The sequence below is a fragment of the Psychromonas sp. KJ10-5 genome, from assembly GCF_055808325.1.
The window spans coordinates 3,204,899-3,224,256 of sequence record NZ_CM147864.1; the positions used below are offsets into that span (position 1 = coordinate 3,204,899).

General features: G+C 39.6%; 22 protein-coding genes. 8 read left to right on the forward strand and 14 right to left on the reverse strand.

The annotated features are described in order from the left end of the window. Positions 1-5 precede the first annotated feature (5 nt). From AC0L3W_RS14000 to AC0L3W_RS14020, 5 genes are all read right to left on the reverse strand, one after another. Positions 6-203, reverse strand: a complete 198-nt coding sequence (locus AC0L3W_RS14000; RefSeq protein ID WP_290041281.1) for a DUF4250 domain-containing protein — start codon at positions 201-203, stop codon at positions 6-8. Positions 204-272: 69 nt separating this feature from the next. Beyond that, positions 273-536, reverse strand: a complete 264-nt coding sequence (locus AC0L3W_RS14005; protein WP_290041282.1) for a YihD family protein — start codon at positions 534-536, stop codon at positions 273-275. 23 nt (positions 537-559) lie between these two features. Continuing rightward, on the reverse strand, positions 560-841 hold the full coding sequence (locus AC0L3W_RS14010; RefSeq protein WP_409440255.1) for a DUF1488 family protein: 282 nt from the start codon (positions 839-841) through the stop codon (positions 560-562). Positions 842-847: 6 nt separating this feature from the next. After that, positions 848-1,666, reverse strand: coding sequence for a shikimate dehydrogenase (aroE, locus tag AC0L3W_RS14015; RefSeq protein ID WP_290041285.1), 819 nt, complete (start codon positions 1,664-1,666; stop codon positions 848-850). 98 nt (positions 1,667-1,764) lie between these two features. Next, positions 1,765-2,646, reverse strand: a complete 882-nt coding sequence (locus AC0L3W_RS14020) for a LysR substrate-binding domain-containing protein (RefSeq protein ID WP_409440254.1) — start codon at positions 2,644-2,646, stop codon at positions 1,765-1,767. 200 nt (positions 2,647-2,846) lie between these two features. Here AC0L3W_RS14020 and AC0L3W_RS14025 point away from each other — a divergent pair, with 200 nt between their 5' ends. Both AC0L3W_RS14025 and AC0L3W_RS14030 read left to right on the forward strand, forming a co-directional pair. After that, the gene (locus AC0L3W_RS14025; RefSeq protein WP_290041288.1) at positions 2,847-4,046 is read left to right on the forward strand and encodes an MFS transporter; all 1,200 of its coding nucleotides are present in this window, start codon (positions 2,847-2,849) and stop codon (positions 4,044-4,046) included. Between the two features lie 148 nt (positions 4,047-4,194). Next, on the forward strand, positions 4,195-5,208 hold the full coding sequence (locus AC0L3W_RS14030; protein WP_409440253.1) for a class I SAM-dependent rRNA methyltransferase: 1,014 nt from the start codon (positions 4,195-4,197) through the stop codon (positions 5,206-5,208). Positions 5,209-5,263: 55 nt separating this feature from the next. Here the strand turns inward: AC0L3W_RS14030 and AC0L3W_RS14035 are convergent, their stop codons facing one another. From AC0L3W_RS14035 to AC0L3W_RS14065, 7 genes are all read right to left on the reverse strand, one after another. Continuing rightward, complete coding sequence (locus AC0L3W_RS14035) at positions 5,264-6,412, reverse strand: 5-(carboxyamino)imidazole ribonucleotide synthase (protein WP_290041290.1); 1,149 nt, start codon at positions 6,410-6,412, stop codon at positions 5,264-5,266. Between the two features lies 1 nt (position 6,413). Beyond that, on the reverse strand, positions 6,414-6,896 hold the full coding sequence (gene purE / locus AC0L3W_RS14040; protein ID WP_290041291.1) for a 5-(carboxyamino)imidazole ribonucleotide mutase: 483 nt from the start codon (positions 6,894-6,896) through the stop codon (positions 6,414-6,416). A gap of 176 nt (positions 6,897-7,072) precedes the next feature. After that, positions 7,073-7,642 (reverse strand): L-threonylcarbamoyladenylate synthase type 1 TsaC, encoded by a 570-nt coding sequence (tsaC, locus tag AC0L3W_RS14045; RefSeq protein ID WP_290041292.1) that lies wholly within the window; start codon positions 7,640-7,642, stop codon positions 7,073-7,075. A gap of 54 nt (positions 7,643-7,696) precedes the next feature. After that, positions 7,697-8,251: a DNA topoisomerase family protein gene (locus AC0L3W_RS14050; protein WP_409440252.1), complete on the reverse strand. Its 555-nt coding sequence runs from the start codon at positions 8,249-8,251 to the stop codon at positions 7,697-7,699. After that, a complete protein-coding gene (locus tag AC0L3W_RS14055; RefSeq protein WP_290041295.1) occupies positions 8,252-8,725 on the reverse strand; it encodes a Smg family protein in 474 nt (157 codons plus the stop codon). Between the two features lie 2 nt (positions 8,726-8,727). Beyond that, entirely contained in the window at positions 8,728-9,837 is a 1,110-nt protein-coding gene (dprA, locus tag AC0L3W_RS14060; RefSeq protein WP_473575091.1) for a DNA-processing protein DprA, read from the reverse strand. Between the two features lie 24 nt (positions 9,838-9,861). Next, complete coding sequence (locus AC0L3W_RS14065; RefSeq protein WP_290041298.1) at positions 9,862-10,938, reverse strand: LysM peptidoglycan-binding domain-containing protein; 1,077 nt, start codon at positions 10,936-10,938, stop codon at positions 9,862-9,864. A gap of 94 nt (positions 10,939-11,032) precedes the next feature. Here AC0L3W_RS14065 and def point away from each other — a divergent pair, with 94 nt between their 5' ends. The 6 genes from def to AC0L3W_RS14095 are packed head-to-tail and all read left to right on the forward strand — an operon-like array spanning position 11,033 to position 17,659. After that, positions 11,033-11,545: a peptide deformylase gene (def, locus tag AC0L3W_RS14070; RefSeq protein WP_290041300.1), complete on the forward strand. Its 513-nt coding sequence runs from the start codon at positions 11,033-11,035 to the stop codon at positions 11,543-11,545. Between the two features lie 29 nt (positions 11,546-11,574). Further along, positions 11,575-12,528 (forward strand): methionyl-tRNA formyltransferase, encoded by a 954-nt coding sequence (fmt, locus tag AC0L3W_RS14075; RefSeq protein ID WP_409440250.1) that lies wholly within the window; start codon positions 11,575-11,577, stop codon positions 12,526-12,528. Between the two features lie 5 nt (positions 12,529-12,533). Beyond that, positions 12,534-13,832, forward strand: a complete 1,299-nt coding sequence (rsmB, locus tag AC0L3W_RS14080; protein WP_409440249.1) for a 16S rRNA (cytosine(967)-C(5))-methyltransferase RsmB — start codon at positions 12,534-12,536, stop codon at positions 13,830-13,832. A 44-nt stretch (positions 13,833-13,876) separates the two neighbouring features. Beyond that, on the forward strand, positions 13,877-15,253 hold the full coding sequence (gene trkA / locus AC0L3W_RS14085) for a Trk system potassium transporter TrkA (RefSeq protein WP_290041304.1): 1,377 nt from the start codon (positions 13,877-13,879) through the stop codon (positions 15,251-15,253). Between the two features lie 10 nt (positions 15,254-15,263). Further along, positions 15,264-16,709: a TrkH family potassium uptake protein gene (locus AC0L3W_RS14090; protein ID WP_290041306.1), complete on the forward strand. Its 1,446-nt coding sequence runs from the start codon at positions 15,264-15,266 to the stop codon at positions 16,707-16,709. A 59-nt stretch (positions 16,710-16,768) separates the two neighbouring features. Next, complete coding sequence (locus tag AC0L3W_RS14095) at positions 16,769-17,659, forward strand: LysR family transcriptional regulator (protein WP_473573620.1); 891 nt, start codon at positions 16,769-16,771, stop codon at positions 17,657-17,659. Here the strand turns inward: AC0L3W_RS14095 and rmuC are convergent. Then, positions 17,648-19,036 carry a DNA recombination protein RmuC gene (gene rmuC / locus AC0L3W_RS14100; RefSeq protein ID WP_409440248.1) on the reverse strand — a complete coding sequence of 463 codons (1,389 nt, stop codon included), beginning with the start codon at positions 19,034-19,036 and terminating at the stop codon, positions 17,648-17,650. The two genes, AC0L3W_RS14095 and rmuC, sit on opposite strands and share 12 nt — an antisense overlap. A gap of 1 nt (position 19,037) precedes the next feature. Then, the gene (locus AC0L3W_RS14105; RefSeq protein ID WP_290041311.1) at positions 19,038-19,289 is read right to left on the reverse strand and encodes a hypothetical protein; all 252 of its coding nucleotides are present in this window, start codon (positions 19,287-19,289) and stop codon (positions 19,038-19,040) included. Between the last annotated feature and the right edge of the window lie 69 nt (positions 19,290-19,358).

A 19,358-nucleotide genomic window follows, 5' to 3' on the forward strand; every position in this document is an offset into this window, starting at 1 on the left:
GTTCGCTAATAGGTACTTTGCTTAAATTGATGATTGCTTAAATCATAAATAAAGCCAGCACTCGCGAGCCGCTCTTTTAACAGTGCTTTATCCATTTCGTAAGTTGCACACAAGTCATCCAATGTTTTTTGCTCATTTCTCAATTTCATATTAACAATGCTTAATAACATATTAACATCCATCTTTTTGTAGTTCTCTAACATTGCGCTCTCCCTGTCTAGTGATTGCCCCAACTACATTAAATTAGTTAATATTGTTTAATGCACTCGGTATTATAGTAAACCTCTTGCCTTCAATAATGCACTTTGAAAATCATCTTCGCAATCTTTTGCAATCCCTGGAATCATTTCATCTTTATCAGTTTGGTCCATTTTTAGGTGATAAATAATTACTTCATCAGTTAATGTATCGATTGGTCCATCAAAACCTGATTCAGTGGCAATGTGCTTTAACAGCGTTAATAAATCTAGATCTTGGTGTTTTAACCAATATGGTTTTATTAACTCTAATATCTCGTTAATACGGTGACTCTGCATAATTAAAACCCTTTATTAAATGGTTAACAATGGTTGAGCTCTATACTCCCATCATCATTAAAAGCTTCCTGATTAATCAATGCTTCGGCGAGATCTTCAATATCAAATCGCGCCGCTTCAAACAGTGCTAATGCAGCTCTCTCATTAGCAGTTGCTGGTGGCGTATTCGGCTGATCAAGTGCGTTTAATGTTATCCAAGAGATGACACAATGAATTAAGCGTCCTTGGCATTGAGCGTGAAACTCCACTTGTTGCAAATCATGGTTATAGTATTCGTTATCAGAAAATAGAATGTTTTGATTCATATTAAGTTAACCAGCTAAATTATGACGTAATTCATTTAAAACTTGCTTTGCACCTGGTTTTACACCGCGCCAAATCGCAAAGCTTTCTGCCGCTTGTCCTACTAACATGCCTAACCCATCAATAGTGAGTCGTGCTCCATTGTCTTTTGCCCAAGCATTAAATGCGGTTACTTGTGCATTATAAGTCATGTCATAAATTGCCGTTTCAGGGGTAATTAAGCTGCTAGAAATAGCTGGTAAACTGCCATGTAAACCTGCAGAAGTTGAATTAATAATAAGATCAAAGGGGCCACTTAATTGATCGAAAGGCTGTGCATTAATATTGCCCAATTGTTCAAAAATAGATACCAAGTTTTGTGCCTTTTCAAAGGTTCGGTTAGCGACCGTTAACTGTGCAGGGCTTTCAGCTAGAAGAGAGCTACATACACCGCGAGCCGCTCCACCAGCTCCTAGCAACAAGATGCGTGCTCCAGTGAGATCAACATGATTGTTTTTTAAATCTAAGACCAAACCTGCACCATCAGTATTATCACCAATAATTAAACCGTCATCGGTTTTCTTTAGGGTATTCACTGCACCAGCTAAACGTGCGCGATCTGTTAAAGATTGTGCAAACTGAAAGGCTTCTTCCTTGAAAGGAGCTGTAATATTACAGCCTTTTGCATCGCTATTGAAAAAGGCTTGTACGGAAGCAGTAAACCCATCAACAGGCGCTTCAATAATACCGTAGGTCATTTGTTGTTGTGTTTGATTGGCAAATAATGTGTGAATAAAAGGCGATTTGCTATGTTTAATAGGGTTGCCAAAAACAGCGTACTGATCCATGTGAGCTCCAATTTCAATAAATTTAGTCTGAGTTTAATTTAACATGTCTGCTTTGTTCAGTGTATCGACACAAGATATTTTTATTTACTGAAGATGACCTATAACGATAATTTTGGTTGTATATAGTCGATAAAAGCAGAAATACGGCGCGCAATGGCCGACGATTTATAATATACGGCATTGATTTGCTCACGGTCGTGACTCACCTGTTTTTGATCTGCTAGTAAAGGGATTAACAGACCTGCTTCGATATCTTTTTGCACCATAAAAGCAGATAAGCAAGCAATGCCATTACCTGCAATAGCTAACTGTCGAACACTTTCACCATTACTTGATGTGATGCTTGGCTGAATACCATTAAAGCCTTTAAGTGGCCATTGGTTAAGTACTTTTGCACCAGATAACCCAAGCAGTTGATGATCTGCTAACTGGGCCGTGGTTTGCGGAACCCCATGAGTCGAAAGGTAACTTGGGGCTGCCACAATGTTTAATAAGCTTCTTCCTAATGGTCGAGCATGTAAGGTTGAATCTACTAAACGACCAATACGAATTGCCACATCGGTTTTCTTTTCTAACAGATCCACTATGCCTTCGTTACTGGTTAATTCTAGTTGGATATCAGGGTATACCTCTGAGAAACCTTTAATAAGTGGAATTAACTGATGAAAAATAAATGGGCTGGCGGCATCGACTCGTAACCGACCTTTGGGTAATTCACCACGTGATACTAAGTCTTCTTCAGCCTGTTGAAGTTGTAATAAACCTTGTCGTACTGATTGAATAAATTGCTGACCTTCATCGGTTAACTCTAAACGCCGTGTGGTGCGATTTAAAATAGAAACACCCAATTGTTTTTCTATCTTGCTGACGGATCGCGACACGCGCGCTACTTGAATATCCAGTCTATCAGCCGCGGCAGAAAATCCTCCGTTATCAATAACGGCAAGTAAAATGGTTAAGTCATCGGATCGGGTTTGCATAGCGATACTCTCATGGGAACACTTTTGTAGTTATAGCAAAAGTAATTTGTAATGGACACTGTTTATGTCAATAAATAGCTTGTTCATAATGCGGCCTCAATGATTAATGACTGATCTTAATTTTGTTTAATTTGCTCCACACTGATCTTGATGAGTGAGCTGATTGATTGAAAAGAGATCGCTAACAAGAGAGAACAACAATGCCATTAGCTTTATTTGCATTAACCCTAAGCGCCTTTGCGATTGGGACAACAGAGTTTGTTATCGTAGGGTTAATCCCAACGATGGCGATGGATTTAAATGTATCGTTACCTTCTGCAGGGCTATTAGTCAGCTTGTATGCATTAGGTGTTGCGGTTGGTGCGCCAGTATTAACTGCATTAACAGGGAAGTGGAATAGGAAATATGTGCTGTTATCGGTAATGGCATTATTTGTAATGGGTAATCTACTTGCTTGGCAAGCTCCAGGGTATAACAGCCTTGTTATGGCGCGAATTATGACAGGATTAGCACATGGTGTGTTTTTCTCTATTGGGTCAACCATTGCGACTGGTCTTGTTTCAAAGGAAAAAGCCGCCAGTGCTATTGCTATTATGTTTACTGGGTTAACCGTTGCATTAGTCACAGGTGTGCCATTAGGTACATATATTGGTCAACATTTTGGTTGGCAAGCAACCTTCTTAACAGTTGCTTTATTAGGTCTGCTAGCATTAATTGGTAGTGCGCTACTTGTTCCTAACAACTTAAAGCAAGCAACAGCGACTAAACTTTCTACGCAGTTAAAGGTACTTACTCAACCACGTTTATTGTTGGTATATGCGATTACTGCGTTGGGTTATGGTGGTACATTCATTGCCTTTACTTTTCTCGCACCAATCTTGGAGCAAGTCTCTGGTTTTGATGCCAGTGCGGTAAGCTTAATTATGTTGGTGTACGGTGTCTCTGTTGCCTTCGGTAATATTATGGGCGGTAAAATGGCAGATAAAATGGGGCCAATTAAAGCATTAACTATTATTTTCTTTGGCCTAGCGAGTGTGTTGATCATCTTTAACTTCACTGCGTTCAATCCCATTACAGCAGTGTTAACTATCTTAGTATGGGGTGCATTTGCTTTTGGTAATGTCCCTGGCTTGCAAGTTTATGTGGTTAAGTTAGCTGAAAAATATGCTCCCGATGCCGTTGATGTTGCTTCAGGATTAAATATTGCTGCTTTCAATGTGGGGATTGCTTTAGGTGCATGGGGTGGCGGTATTATCGTGGATAACGCTGGGCTAATGCATACGCCCTGGGTTGGTGCTGTGATTGTTGTCATCGCTTTATTGTTAACCCGTTTAAGTGGTGTGTTAGATAATAAGGCTAAGTCGTCAAATACAAGCTCAATACAGTCGAATATGGCTTAATTTCATCAAAGTCGATAGAGGCGAACCCAGCTTATCAACATAAGCTGGGTTTTTGTTTTGTTGCTGGAGACGGTTTGCTAGAATAGCCTTTCATTATCTGGCATTCATTTTTGCTAAATAGCTACTTTCCTTTACTGAGTTTTTGATTATGCCAATAACTGCTTTATTAACCGCTGCCTTAGCGAAACGTGAATTTCTTATTAATAACCTTTCTGTTGAGCAACAACCTAAAACAGACTGTTTTCGTGTTTTTCATGGCACAGTAGAAGGGGTAAATGGGCTTAATATCGATCGCTACGGTGATGCCTGGTTAATTCAAACCTTTCATGAAACCTTAACTGAAGAACAGTTAACAGATATTAAAACGGTATTGTTAAGCGTTGCTGATTTACCTCTGATTTATAACGATAGGTCTAATAAAAATTCTCGTATTATTAATGAATTAGATGAAAAAGCTGACGTTTTTGCGCAAAGTGATCAAGTGATCTCTGAAAACGGCGTGTTGTTTACCAGTAAATTGCGTCATGAAGGGCAAGATCCGCTGTTATTTTTAGATATGCGTGTTGGCCGTGAATTCATGAAAAAGCACAGTCATAAAAAGAGTGTGTTAAACCTATTCTCTTACACTTGTGGAATCGGCACTGCAGCGGCAGTAGGTGGTGCAAAGCGAGTTGTGAATGTAGATTTTTCTTCCTTTGCGCTAGCTGCAGGACGTAAAAATGCGCAACTCAATGACGTAGAATCAGTTTGTCAGTTTATTCAAAGTGATGCTTTCCCTGCACTACGCCAGTTAGCTGGACTTAAGGTGACGAGTCGTAATAATAAAAAGCTACCAAGCTACCCTAAAATGTCTGCTTCACAGTTTGATTTAGTCTTTTTAGATCCACCTCGTTTTGCTAAAAGTGCTTTTGGTACGGTTGATTTAGTTAATGATTACCAAAGTTTATTTAAACCTGCAGTACTAACGACTAAAACGGGCGGTACGATTATTTGTTGTAATAATGTAGCTAAAGTTGACAAGCAAGCCTGGTTTAAAAGCTTAGTGCGTTGTGTTGAAAAGCAGGGAAGAGAAGTAACAGCAGTAGAATGGTTAGACTGTCATGCTGATTTTCCTTCTTTTGATGATAATCATCCATTAAAAATCGTAGCGTTAACGCTTTAGCAGACATAAAAAAGCCGAGTTTAAAACTCGGCTTATATTCCTACATTCGCTTATATTAATTTTCTAATAAACGCTGTGCAGTCGCTTTTACACCAGGATAATCTTGCTCAGGTAGTATTTCAGCCAACTGCAGTAACTTATCTGCTAATGCAGCATCCGATTCCGCTGACACATTGATATGTCCCATTTTACGACCTGCGCGTTGTGCTTTGCCATACCAGTGGCTTTTAACATCACTGATACTCAGTACTTGTTCGCTGATATCCGCTTGCCCTAACACGTTGATCATCACACTGACTTTTTGTAGCTGAGTATCACCTAATGGTAAACCAGCAACGGCACGCATGTGGTTTTCAAATTGGCTACAAGCTGTGCCTTGTTGAGTCCAGTGACCTGAGTTATGTACACGTGGTGCAATCTCATTAACCATTAACTGACCGTCAACATCAAAGAATTCGATGGCCAATACACCCACGTAATTCATTTCTGTAGACAGTTTGTTAAATGCATCAATAGCTTGTTGTTGAATGTTAAGTTCAATCTTAGTGGCTAATGATAGCGTTAATACGCCATTAGTATGTTGATTTTCAGTCACAGGGTAGATCGCAATATTGCCCGCTTTATCACGTGCACCAATCACTGATACTTCACGGTTAAAAGGGATCATTTTCTCTGCGATGATACTATGCGGGAAATTTTCAGTTCCTGCTGCAATAAACTCAGCCATTTCAGACCAAATAGCATCTAACTGATCAACCGACTTTAAGCGCCATTGGCCTTTACCATCATAGCCCGCTTGACAGGTTTTAATCACTAATGGTAAGCCAAGTAACGATACAGAATCTACTAAGTGTTGCTTTTCTGTGATCAGCTTGTAAGGAGCGGAAGGGACGCCTGTTTTGTCAAGCAGTGCTTTTTCAATACTACGGTCACCACCAGCTTTGATTGCTGCTTTACCCGGAAAGAACTTACCGCTGTCATTACATAGAGCAAGTACGTCATCAGGTATATGCTCAAATTCACAGGTGATCACATCAACTAACGCGATAGCTTGTTCAAGAGATTGTTCATATGACTGTAATGTTAGTGGATGAAGCACTTGTTTTGAGCCAACATCATAAGCACGTACGTTTAAGTTTAACGGTGCTGCTTCTAAGCTCATCATACGTGCAAGTTGTCCTGCACCTAATACTAGAATATTCATATTAAACCGCTGGGTCTGGATTAGCTAATACTGTGTCTGTTTGCTTCTGACGGAACTCATCAACTTTAGCAAGCAGTTCTGGTTGTTGGCATGCAAGAATTTGAGTCGCTAATAATCCCGCATTGGCTGCGCCAGCTTCACCAATAGCCAGTGTACCAACGGCAACGCCTTTAGGCATTTGGCAAATTGATAATAACGAGTCAATGCCTTTAAGTGCTTTAGACTGAACTGGAACACCTAATACAGGTAAGCTAGTAAAAGCAGCAGCCATTCCCGGTAAGTGCGCAGCACCACCAGCCCCGGCAATAATTACTTTAATGCCACGCTCAGCAGCACTAGAAGCGTAATCAGCTAGTAGTTGTGGAGTACGATGTGCAGAAACAACACGAGTTTCATATTCAACACCAAAAGAATCCAACATGTTTGCCGCGTGTTCCATGGTCGGCCAGTCAGACTTAGAGCCCATGATAATACCAACTTTCATACATACTCCTGTAATAGGGAATTATTTATAATGCGCGCGATTATATACCCGTTAGCCTACAAGATGCAAAGTTCGACTAGTTAATTAGAAGGGGGAGTTTTGAGATAAAAATATTAAAAACCTCGACATATAATCGTGAAGGTTTTGGTTCATAGAGTCATGGGTCTTGAAGTGACTTAACGTAGACGCTTACCTGTCACTGCATCATGAATTTGTGAGGGATTCTCTAAACCTGATACGGGTTGATTAACTACATAATTCAGTAATGGGTGGTTAGCAAACATCTGCTCCACTTGCTCTCCTGTAATACAAGATTTTTCACCTGATAAATTGGCGCTGGTGGAGATAATTGGCTTGCCAAATTCGTTACATATCGCTTGTACAACAGGGTGTTGAGTAACACGTACAGCTATACTGTCGAAATCACCGCTGACTAACTTAGACAGTGAAGCTTGTACAGGTACAACCCACGTAAAAGGACCTGGCCAAGTCGCCTTAATTTTATCCAGTTGCTCGGAGCTAAGTGATGAAAAGTCAGCATAGTTTTCTAACTGCTCTATATTAGCGGCAATTAAGATTAAACCTTTATGGGCAGGGCGTTGTTTTAAGTCGAGAATTTTTTGAATGGCAAGGTCGCTATCTGGATCACAACCTAATCCAAACACGGATTCTGTTGGATAAGCAATGACACCTTCTGCTGTTAAAGCTGAAAGCGCTTGAGAAAGCTGGTTTTTATTGATTGTCATTAACAGTCCTACTTATTACTGGCTTAAGCCGTTTTAATATCAAACAGCCAATAATTATATAGGCTTACTACGATAACCACACCCTTTTTTAGGACAAAGCATACGGGTAGCGGTAGCGGTTTTTCGTTCAACTAATATTGGCCACTTACACTCAGGGCAGAACTCATTAACTGGTTTGTCATTCACAGCATATTTGCAATCGGGGTAGTTATCGCAAGCATAAAAAGTTTTCCCAAAACGCGATTGTCGGGCAACTAGATGACCTTTTTTGCAGCTTGGGCAAGCAACGTCAGCTTGCGTTTTTTCAGGTTGAGTTGTTTGTTCGGATAGTTGCGCGGTGTGTTCGCAGGTCGGGTAGTCACTACACCCAATAAATAAACCAAAGCGACCTTGTTTTAAAACCAATTCATTTTGGCATAAAGGGCAACTTGTACCTGTGAGCACTTTCTTTATATCACTTTTTTCGTGCAAGGGGCGTAAGTAGTCACACTCAGGGTAGGCGCTACAACCTAAGAAGGGGCCTTGTTTACCATTTCTGATATGCAATGCTGAACCACACTTTGGGCATGGTTCAGTGACTTTTTTATGGTGTGTCGTCAGGCTGCTCATTTAATGAATCAGCCCCTCTTCAAAGTCCATTACCATTGATTCTAATTGTAGGAATGCATCGTCACTTACTGGATCATTAAATAATACCATCAGAATTAACCACTTAACGTCTTCAAGAATTAATTCACCGCTATCTAATGCCATGATGCAGTCGATCACCATTTCACGGGTATGAGTGGTGAGGATTTTGGCTTCTTCTAAGTAATTAATGTAATTACGACAAGTCAGCGAAATTTGACGCTGTTCTTGCTTGTTATAAATACGGTGAGAGGTTGCTTTTTCAGCGGTCGCGCGGCTTTGAGGCTCTTGATTATGCATGTTAGCTAGATTGTCTAACCAAGCTAATGCCTTGGTTATATCAGACTTTTGAAAGCCTTCTTGCATTAATTCATCGGTCACCTCTTGCGTATCAAGCTCCATCGTTTGGTCAACTTGGATATAACTTTCAAAGAGATACATGATAATTTCGAACATAGCTAGCCTTTTAACTTAGTATAACCTTGCGGTTGGACGGTAATTATACCATTTATCTCTAATTCTATTAACTGATTTTGTAAGCTCACCACATCTAATCCACTTCGTGCTAGCAAAGTCTCAAAACTGGTTAGGTTATAATCGATTAATGCCACTAAAGGTGACTGCTTACTTACTGCTGGTGGTACTGTATTACTGGTTATTTTTGGCAACTGTAAAGCCGGAAACTCATTAATAATATCATTACACTCTAAGACTAATTTTGCTCCTTGTTGGATTAATTTTAAGCAGCCGTAAGCTTGTGGATTATCTATTGAACCTGGTAATGCAAAAACTTCTCTGTTTTGTTCATTAGCATAACGTGCTGTGATTAACGAACCACTTTTTACTGAGGCTTCAATCACTAATGTTCCTAAGCTTAACCCTGAAATAATGCGATTTCGTCGAGGAAAGTTACTTGGATAAGCAGGGGTATCAGGCCAAAACTCCGACACTAATAAACCTTGTTCACTAACTTGTTGAGCGAGCTCAAAATGTCGTTTAGGGTAAATGTTATTTAAACCAGTACCTAAAACAGCAATGGTTGAGCCTAGACCTTTTAAGGCGCCTTTATGTGCCATACCATCAACACCAATGGCTAACCCACTGGTAACTGTTAAGCCAATGTTAGACAATTGCTGTGCAAGATCGTGTGCTTTCTCCTGCCCATAGGGGGTACAGCTTCTGCTACCCACAATAGCGATTTGTGGCGCATTAAGCAGTGCGATATTCCCTTTAACAAATAACAACAAAGGGCCACTACTAATTTGCTTCAATAGTGCGGGGTAGTTTGGATCGTCATAACTAATAATATATTGATTAAGTAAAGGCTGATGCCAAGATAAACATTGTTCAATATGCGCTTGGTTAGGATGTAAAAAGGCATTAATTTGCGCTTCATTTAACTTAAGCTTAGCTAATTGTGTCGCATCGAGTTGAAACAGTGATTGGATAGAATAATGTGCAAGTAACGAAAATATTTTACGTTTTTGTATTGCTGGAATAGCATCAAGTGCTATCCAGCAATAAAGAGGATTATTGGTTATATCATCTTCAAATAATGAACCTTGAATAGTAACCTACCTTAATAAAAAGGCTTAAAACGCTAGCCCTTCAATTTTATATGTCGAGCCTATAACATCAGTACCACGCATTAAAATCGCAATACTTAGTTTTTCATAGACTTTAAATACCATTAATTCACCCACACGTTCTGCTGGTAGGGTTAAATCAGGATCACCGATTTGGTCAAAGGCATCACCATCATCTTGATAAATAATGTCATCATTTACCAGAATGGCTTGTCCTGAGCGTAAAATAGAGAACATTGAACCGATCTCTACGTCATCTCGTGACCCTTTATCAATCACCACAACATCCCATTTACCAATTGCTGATGGCCCATTTAACGATGATAAAATGTGACCTTTTAATGATTTACTTACTGGCTTAGGAATGAAATAAGCTGGTAATGTTTCATATTCAGGAATCGGCAAGATTAGGTCACCTTGGCGCGCTTCTCTAGAGCTTCTAATCAAGCTTAGTGGAGTTACCTTATCTGTTTTATCAACATTAGGGCTTTGTGACACTTGCGCTTGACCGATAAAGAGTAGTTCAGAGCCTAAATTTTCGCTATATTTTCCCTTGAAGTTATCGCCTAAACGGTAGATTCCATACAATTTATTCTCATCATATTGGCCTTGACCGTAAAAAATATCACCTTCAAAGAAACGTGGCGAACCAACTGCATCGCCTAATACTTTAGGTGAATCCTCTACTAACTCAGGCGCAATAACATGGTCTTTTGTTAAAAAGGCTGACAATCTATTCAGTGGAATGATAGGAATAGCTTGGTCTTTATCTTGAATGCGTGGTGTTGGAGAAAGCTTTTTAAGGCGTTTACGGGATAGTCGTGGTTCACCATCAACCCAGATAAGATTTAATACATCACCAGGGTAAATAAGGTGTGGATTTTCAATTTGGTTGTTGTTTTCCCATAGACGAGGCCATAACCAGGGACTATTTAAAAACAGTGCTGAGATGTCCCATAGTGTATCTCCTTTTTTCACTGTATATGTTTCTGGATGATCTGCTTTTAGTTTCAGCGTGTCAGCAAGCGCCGTCATTGATAACACAACACCAATGAGGAGCGATGCAATAAGTTTTAATTTCATAACAATCCTTGCTCTGTGATTAATAAAACTGTTTTTTATAATAGGAAATGACTAGAATTAACTTTTTAACATTAATTATGAGAGCGATAATACCATGGCTTTACTCGAAGTATTACATTTTCCAGATGATCGTTTAAGAACGGTTGCTAAACCTGTCGAAGAGATCACCCCTGAAATCAAGCAATTCGCTGCAGATATGATTGAAACCATGTATGACGAAGATGGTGTCGGCCTTGCTGCAACGCAAGTAAATGTACATCAACGTATTGTGGTTATTGATGTCTCTGCTGAACGCAATCAACCACTAGTATTGATCAACCCAACTATTTTAGAAAGTGATGGTGTTGAAATTTCTGAAGAAGGTTGTCTATCTGTACCAGAAACTAATGCTGAAGTGCAACGTGCTGAATTTGTTACTTTAGAATATCAAGATTTAGATGGTGAAACACAAGTTGTTAAAGCTGACGGTTTATTTGCGGTATGTATTCAACATGAATTAGATCATTTAAAAGGTAAACTATTCATTGATTATCTTTCACCGTTTAAGCAAAAGCGCGTTAAAGCAAAATTAGAAAAATTAAAACGTCAGCAGAAAAAATTCTCATAATTATTCATTCAACGGTTTAAGGTTATTTTGTGGAAAAACTAAAACTCATTTTTGCAGGCACCCCTGATTTTGCTGCTAACCATTTGCAAGCATTGATTGATGCTAAGTTTGATATAGTCGGAGTATATAGTCAGCCTGACCGCCCAGCTGGGCGTGGCAAAAAACTCACGGCTAGCGCTGTTAAAGAAGTGGCTTTAGCGAATGATATTGCAGTTTATCAACCAGAAAACTTTAAACAAGCTGAGAGTGTTGAGCAATTAGCTTCATTAAATGCAGATTTAATGATCGTCGTCGCTTATGGTTTAATTTTACCAACTAGCGTGTTAACTACACCTCGCTTAGGTTGTTTAAACGTACACGGCTCATTATTGCCAAGATGGCGAGGGGCTGCACCTTTCCAACGCGCCATTTGGGCAGGCGATAAAGAAACAGGTGTGACCATCATGCAAATGGACGAAGGTTTAGATACTGGTGACATGCTGAAAAAAGTCAGCTGCCCGATTGATGCCCATGAAACTAGTGCCTCTTTATATGCAAAAGTCGCAGAGCAAGCACCGTCAGTATTGATTGATACTATTAAACAGTTACAAGCTGGTGAATTAGTTGCTGAAAAGCAAGACGAAAGCGCTGCGACCTACGCTAAAAAATTAAGTAAAGCAGAAGCTCAAATCAATTGGCAAGATGAAGCGCAATTTATCGATCGCTGTATTCGTGCCTTCAATCCTTGGCCTATTAGCCACTTTCAATGGTCAGGACAAGTAATAAAAGTACACCAAGCTAAACTTATTGACGCTGAGACAACTGCATCAGCTGGCTCGGTAATAAAAGTCGATAAACAAGGTATTCAAGTTGCGACGGGCAAAGGTGTTTTAAATTTAGAAGTTATCCAATTAGCAGGCAAAAAAGCGATGCCTGTCGCGGATGTTTTAAACTCTCGTCATGATCTGTTTAGTACATCAAGCAACTTACTCGAACAAGGTTAATAATAATGAATGTACGTGCGATTGCCGCTAAAGTATTAAATCAAGTGGTAGAAAAGGGGCAATCGTTATCACAAGCATTGCCAGCCATACAACAAGAACTCACACCTAAAGATAAAGCGCTAGTACAAATGCTCTGTTACGGTGTACTACGTACTTTGCCTCGCTTAGATTTCTTTTGTCGCTCATTAATGAAAAAACCATTAACGGGTAAACAACGTGATTTGCACTTTTTAATTTTAGTAGGAATGTATCAATTACTGTATACCCGTATTCCAAGCCATGCGGCAGTAGGTGAAACAGTAAATGGTGCAAAAGCACTAAAGAAACCAGCCTTAAAAGGGATGATTAATGGCGTATTAAGAAGCTTTTTACGTGAACAAGAAGCCTTGATTGAGCAAGCAGATCAACAACCTGCTTTATTATATTGTCACCCAAGCTGGTTAGTTAAACGCCTGCAGGCTGCCTATGGTGAAGAAAAAGCCGCCGAGATAATGACTGAAAACAACCAACAAGCACCGATGTGGTTACGTGTTAATGCGCGTTTTCATGATCGTGAGCAATACCTTGCACTATTAACAGCGCAAGATAAGCAAGCTGAAGGTACTGATAACAATGACAATGCGCTTTGTTTAGAAAGTGCTTGTGATGTTTATCAATTACCTGGCTTTGAAGATGGCTGGGTGTCTGTGCAAGATGGGGCGGCACAGTTAGCGGCACATTATTTAGAAGCGCAACCAAATGAGCTGATTTTAGATGCATGTTCAGCACCGGGAGGTAAAACTGTTCACACATTAGAGCTACAACCTGAGCTTAAACAGATGGTTGCCGTGGACTTTGATGAGAAACGTTTATTGCGCGTGCAGGAAAACCTTGATCGATTAAACCTACAAGCAACCGTGATCCATGGTGATGCCTCTAAGCCAGACGAATGGTGGTCAGGTGAACAGTTTGACCGTATATTATGCGATGCACCTTGTAGTGCAACAGGTGTGATCCGTCGTCACCCAGATATCCGTTGGTTACGTCGTGATAGTGATATCAATGACCTAGTATCATTGCAACAAGATATTCTGCAGGCATTATGGAAAAACCTGAAACCAGGTGGGGTATTATTATATGCAACATGCTCAATTTTACCCGATGAAAATGATTTACAAATCGAACGTTTTTTAGCATCCACTAGTGATGCCTCATTGATTCCTTTATCAAGTAAGGTCAATGACACGGTTTGTCAGCGTCAAATTTTGCCAAATGAGCAAAAAATGGATGGTTTCTATTACGCGAAACTACAAAAAGCGTTATAAAACGATATCAACGACAATAGTCTATCGATAACTAGTGAGACGAAATGAAAATTATTATTTTAGGTGCAGGACAAGTAGGCGCTTCTTTAGCTGAAAATTTAGTTGGCGAAAATAACGATATCACAGTGGTTGATGAAAACCATGAAGCCTTACAAGAGTTACAAGACCGTTTTGATTTACGTGTAATACAAGGTAGTGCGTCGTGTCCTACTACGTTAGGCAATGCTGGAGCAGTGGATGCTGATATGTTGATCGCTGTGACCAATAGCGATGAAATCAACATGGTTGCCTGTCAAATTGCGTTTACCTTATTTAACGTGCCTAAAAAAATAGCCCGTATTCGCTCACAAACCGTGGTGATGCATGAACAAGAGTTATTTAATAAAGATGCCTTTCCAATTGACCACATTATAGCACCTGAGAAGTTAGTAAGTGATTACATTGCTCAGTTGATTGAGTATCCAGGGGCTCTGCAAGTAGCTAACTTTGCTAATGGTAAAGTAGGTTTAGTTGCTATTCGTGCTTATTACGGTGGTTCGCTGGTGGGTAATGCTATTTCAGCATTAAAAGAGCATATGCCTAATATCGAAGCACGTGTCGCTGCCATTTTTAGACGTGGTAAAGCGATTCGTCCACAGGGCACTACGATTATTGAAGCTGATGATGAAGTGTTCTTTATCACCGCCAGCCCAAATATTCGCGCGATCATGGGGGAGATGCAGAAACTAGAGCATCCTTATAAGCGTATTATGATTGTTGGCGGTGGGTATATTGGTGAAAGCCTTGCGAAACGTTTGGAAAAAGAAAATTCGGTCAAACTGATTGAAAAAAACTTCCGACGTGCAGAGCACTTATCTGAAACCTTATCTAATACCATTGTTTTCTGTGGTGATTCATCAGATCAAGACCTGTTATTAGAAGAGCATATCGATCAAACAGATTTGTTTATTACTGTGACCAATGACGATGAAGCGAATATCATGTCTGCGATGCTAGCGAAGCGTCTTGGTGCTCGTAAAGCTATGGTACTGATTCAACGTACTGCCTATGTTGACTTGATCCAAGGTAATATTTTGGATATTGCTATTTCCCCACAACAAGCGACGTTATCCGCGCTGTTAACCCATGTACGTAAAGCCGATTTAAAACACGTTTATTCATTACGCGAAGGCTTAGCTGAAGCCATTGAAATTGTTGCTCGTGGCGATAATATGACATCAAAAGTAGTGGGCAAAGAGATTTCACAATTAAAACTACCAAAAGGAACCAGTGTTGGTGCGATTGTACGTGAAGAACAAGTATTAATTGCCCATGATGATACCGTGATAGAAACTGATGACCACGTGATCCTATTCCTAGTGAATAAGAAGTACATCAGTGATATCGAAAAACTATTCCAACCTAGTCCGTTCTTCCTGTAAGCAGTAAACAATGACTTATCGTCCACTGTTTTTTATTACTGGGCTAGTACTGTCAAAAATGGCAGTGTTTATGTACTTCCCGATGATATTGGCTTTTTACACCGCTACCTTTGGTGGTATGGAATTTTTATTATCGATAGTGATCACTCACCTTGCTTCAATCGTTTTCTTATATTTTGGTGGTGAGAAACAACGTTCTCATCTAGGTGTCAGGGAGATGTTCCTACTCACCACGGGAGTATGGATTCTGGCGAGCTTATTTGCCGCGTTACCCTTTGTATTTATAGAGCATATTAGTTATAGCGATGCCTTTTTTGAGACCATGTCTGGTATCACTACTACTGGTAGTACCGTATTACATGGCTTAGATTCCATGCATCATAGTATTCTACTTTGGCGTTCAATTTTACAATGGTTAGGTGGCGTTGGTTTTATCGTGATGGGGGTTGCGATTTTACCTTTCTTAAATGTGGGTGGTATGCGCTTATTCCAAACGGAATCTTCAGATTGGTCTGAAAAGTCTGCATCTAAAACGCGCCAGGTTGCCTTGGATATTTTAATGGTTTATATCACCCTAACCATCGCTTGTTATATTGGTTATCGTTTATCTGGAATGGAAAATTTTGATGCGGTTAACCATGCCATGACCACTATCTCTACGGGGGGTTACTCAACCTCCGATAGTTCTATGGGGCACTTCTCTCATTTTGCTCATTGGAATGCTATTGTTTTCATGTTTTTAGGCGGCATACCTTTTCTCTTAATGATTAAAAGTATGCAGCAAAAGTCTTTAACACCATTGTGGCAAGATGCGCAAATACAAGGTTTTGCTAAGTTAATTATTGCTTGTACCTTAAGCTTAACAGTCTACCTTGTTAATTCTGGGCAGTTTATGTGGTTAGATGCCTTGCGTTTAAGTATGTTTAATGTGGTCTCTGTCATTACGACAACAGGCTTTGGTTTAGATGACTTCTTAACTTGGGGGGACTTTAGTGTTGTGGTGTTTGCTGGGTTATTATTTTCAGGGGCATGTTCAGGCTCAACATCTGGTGGCATTAAAATTTTTCGTTTTCAAATAGCCTTTAGTTTATTACAACGTCAACTGATGCTACTAATGCATCCACATGCGTTATTCCCTCAAAAATACAATAATCGTAAAGTCAGTGATGAGATTTTACGTTCTTTAGTCGCGTTTATTCTCGCTTATATGGCGACGATTGCTGTATCCACGTTATTGTTAACCGCATTTGGCTCAGAGGCTATGATTTCTCTAACTGCTTCTATAACTGCAGTATCAAATGTTGGACCTGGGTTAGTGCCTGCAATCGGCCCATCAGGTAATTTTGCTGACTTTCCTAATGCATCGAAATGGGTGTTATCGATTGGAATGTTAATGGGACGCTTAGAGATTTTGACCGTTGCCGTGATGCTGACACGACACTTCTGGCGTCGTTAAATTTTTGGATTCCTTCAACTTATATATGCTTCAACATTACGCGTTCGCTGCAAAGGTAAATGATGATTAATCAAAAACATTTAAATACATTTATAACACTAGCGGAAACTCGCCATTTCACTCAAACGGCAGAGCGTTTATTCATGACGCAGCCTGGTGTGACGCAACATATTAAAAAACTTGAGAAGCACTTTAATACTTTGTTGTTAGAGCGTTATGGTAAACAGTTTGAGTTAACCTTAGCGGGTGAGAAACTTTATCAAACTGCATTAACCATGCGTGAGCTAGAAGCGCAGTTAAACGAACAAATTAACCATGATGAAATGACCAAAGGGATATGCTCAATAGCCTGTTCTGGCGCATTAGCTAACCTGTTGTATCCTCACTTTGTTCAACAACAGACTATTCATCCTGAGTTGAGTGTATTTGTTGAAGCTGCACCCAATAAGAACATCATTGCTGATTTGCTAAGTAACAAAGTTGATCTAGGCATTGTGACCATAGAAAGCTCTCATGAACAACTCAAGCAAACCTTAGTGGGAGTTGAAGAGCTACAGCTGGTGTTGCCGGCAAGTGTGAAGCTTGAAGGTGCATTTAGTTTTGAGGATTTGAACCAAATTGGCTTTATCAACCACCCAGACGGACTGCACTTTGCTGAAAAGGTGTTATCGGTTAATTTTAAAGCAGATTATAAAGGTCCAAACAGCTTAACGATTAAAGGTTATGTTAATCAACTGCAACAGATTCTATTACCGGTAGCGAAAGGGGTTGGTTATACCGTCTTAGCAAAAAGCACCGTTGAGCAATTTCAGCAACAATCATTATTGCAAGTCTTACCATTACAGCATGTTATTCAAGATTCGCTGTATTTAACGCAGAAGCGTTACCGTCAGTTACCTGCGCGTTATCAATGGTTTGAAGATACAATCAAAACGTTGTTAAGTGATTGAATTATTGTCGCTATTGGTACGGTTAGCCGGGTCACTTAACTGGTTATTGTCGGCGGTTAACTTATCCGCAATAGGGCGCTTAATAGGTACTCCAAGTCCCTTTAATTGCTCTGCTTGTTGAATCACATTACCACGACCATCACTTAGCTGTTTTAAAGCACTTTGGTAAGTTTTTTGAGCTTTATCTATCTGTGAGCCAACTTCTAAAAAGTTATCACTGAACAGGCGTAATTTATCGTATAGCTTGCTTGCTTGTTGTGCTATCAATTGGCCATTTTTTTCTTGGCGTTCAAAGCGCCATAGATTCTCGATAGTGCGTAGGGCAATCATCAAGTTGCTTGGACTAGCCAGTAAGATGTTATTATCCAATGCCAATTGCACTAAACTTGGATCATGCTCCAAAGCCACAATAAAAGCAGGTTCAACGGCCACAAACAGTAATACATAATCTAAAGTATTCGCGCCAATTAAATCTTGGTAATCTTTTTTCCCTAAGCCTTTAATATGTTGTCTTATCGATAAACAATGTGCGTCAATCGCTTGTTTTTGCTCGCCAACATCTTGGCTATTAAAATAACGTTCATAAGCCACTAAAGACACTTTAGAGTCGATAATGATATTGCGGTTTTGTGGTAAGTTAACAATCACGTCAGGTAAAAAACGTTGGCCTTTACTGTCTTTTAAATTGACCTGAGTTTGGTATTCATGGCCTTCACGTAACCCCGAATTTTCTAAAATACGCTGTAGAACGACTTCACCCCAATTACCTTGCTGTTTGTTATCACCTTTTAAGGCATTCGTTAAGTTTTGTGTTTCTTGATGCATCAAACTATTCAAATTCGCGAGTTGATCGATTTCTCGTTTTAAATTAAAGCGCTCTTTACTTTCATTGATGTAACAATCGCTGACTTGTTTTTTAAAGCCTTCTAACTGCGTGCTTAATGGGTCCAGCAGCTGTTTAATTGATTGTTCATTTAATTGTTTAAACTGTGTCGATTTATCGTTAAAGATACGTTGTGATAACACTTCAAATTGTTGGCTTAACTTCGCTTCAGTTGCCTGTTGATCGCGCAAACGTTGTTCACCTGCTTGTAAGCGAATGTCCGATTCTCTGACTCGTGTTGTTAGTTTATTAGCCTGCATTTGTAAGCTTTCATTATGTAATGATAAATCGCGCACTTTATCTTCAAGTATTTGGTTTTGCTGCTCTTGCTGCGCTAAATGCTGCTCGGTGAGCTTTAAGGTGAGATGTTGTTCTGCCAGTTGGTTTTTAACATTTGTTAGTCTATTGAATACCAATAACAGTAATACGACAAAAATAATGCTTAATATAGCTAATACTGCAAAACTATTGTCGGTCAATAACGCCACAGACATACTAGTATTCCATTTTTTTCAAAGCACTGATCACATGAGGGTTAAGCCTGTTCCAACACAGTAAGAAAGTTAAATAAATACCGATAATGCCCCATTTATGTAAATTCTTACCTTGGTCTAAATCAGAAAAAACAAAAGGTCCATAATAGGTATCTACTATCTCTACATAAATCGCCATAATAATTGGCAAAATCAATACTGTTAATAACTTCCAAACAAGAGATAAGGCTTTGGTGAGTGGATGATTGAGCATGAGACTTCCAACTGAGAATAAATGAACTGTAACTTTAAACAGTAATTTTATAGAAGTGAATAGATAAGT

Coding starts and splice junctions, on each gene's coding strand:
- AC0L3W_RS14000 (WP_290041281.1), bottom strand. CDS start 203: ATGTTAGAGAACTACAAAAAGATGGATGTTAATATGTTATTAAGCATT.
- AC0L3W_RS14005 (WP_290041282.1), bottom strand. CDS start 536: ATGCAGAGTCACCGTATTAACGAGATATTAGAGTTAATAAAACCATAT.
- AC0L3W_RS14010 (WP_409440255.1), bottom strand. CDS start 841: ATGAATCAAAACATTCTATTTTCTGATAACGAATACTATAACCATGAT.
- aroE (WP_290041285.1), bottom strand. CDS start 1,666: ATGGATCAGTACGCTGTTTTTGGCAACCCTATTAAACATAGCAAATCG.
- AC0L3W_RS14020 (WP_409440254.1), bottom strand. CDS start 2,646: ATGCAAACCCGATCCGATGACTTAACCATTTTACTTGCCGTTATTGAT.
- AC0L3W_RS14025 (WP_290041288.1), top strand. CDS start 2,847: ATGCCATTAGCTTTATTTGCATTAACCCTAAGCGCCTTTGCGATTGGG.
- AC0L3W_RS14030 (WP_409440253.1), top strand. CDS start 4,195: ATGCCAATAACTGCTTTATTAACCGCTGCCTTAGCGAAACGTGAATTT.
- AC0L3W_RS14035 (WP_290041290.1), bottom strand. CDS start 6,412: ATGAATATTCTAGTATTAGGTGCAGGACAACTTGCACGTATGATGAGC.
- purE (WP_290041291.1), bottom strand. CDS start 6,896: ATGAAAGTTGGTATTATCATGGGCTCTAAGTCTGACTGGCCGACCATG.
- tsaC (WP_290041292.1), bottom strand. CDS start 7,642: ATGACAATCAATAAAAACCAGCTTTCTCAAGCGCTTTCAGCTTTAACA.
- AC0L3W_RS14050 (WP_409440252.1), bottom strand. CDS start 8,251: ATGAGCAGCCTGACGACACACCATAAAAAAGTCACTGAACCATGCCCA.
- AC0L3W_RS14055 (WP_290041295.1), bottom strand. CDS start 8,725: ATGTTCGAAATTATCATGTATCTCTTTGAAAGTTATATCCAAGTTGAC.
- AC0L3W_RS14065 (WP_290041298.1), bottom strand. CDS start 10,938: ATGAAATTAAAACTTATTGCATCGCTCCTCATTGGTGTTGTGTTATCA.
- def (WP_290041300.1), top strand. CDS start 11,033: ATGGCTTTACTCGAAGTATTACATTTTCCAGATGATCGTTTAAGAACG.
- rsmB (WP_409440249.1), top strand. CDS start 12,534: ATGAATGTACGTGCGATTGCCGCTAAAGTATTAAATCAAGTGGTAGAA.
- trkA (WP_290041304.1), top strand. CDS start 13,877: ATGAAAATTATTATTTTAGGTGCAGGACAAGTAGGCGCTTCTTTAGCT.
- AC0L3W_RS14090 (WP_290041306.1), top strand. CDS start 15,264: ATGACTTATCGTCCACTGTTTTTTATTACTGGGCTAGTACTGTCAAAA.
- AC0L3W_RS14095 (WP_473573620.1), top strand. CDS start 16,769: ATGATGATTAATCAAAAACATTTAAATACATTTATAACACTAGCGGAA.
- rmuC (WP_409440248.1), bottom strand. CDS start 19,036: ATGTCTGTGGCGTTATTGACCGACAATAGTTTTGCAGTATTAGCTATA.
- AC0L3W_RS14105 (WP_290041311.1), bottom strand. CDS start 19,289: ATGCTCAATCATCCACTCACCAAAGCCTTATCTCTTGTTTGGAAGTTA.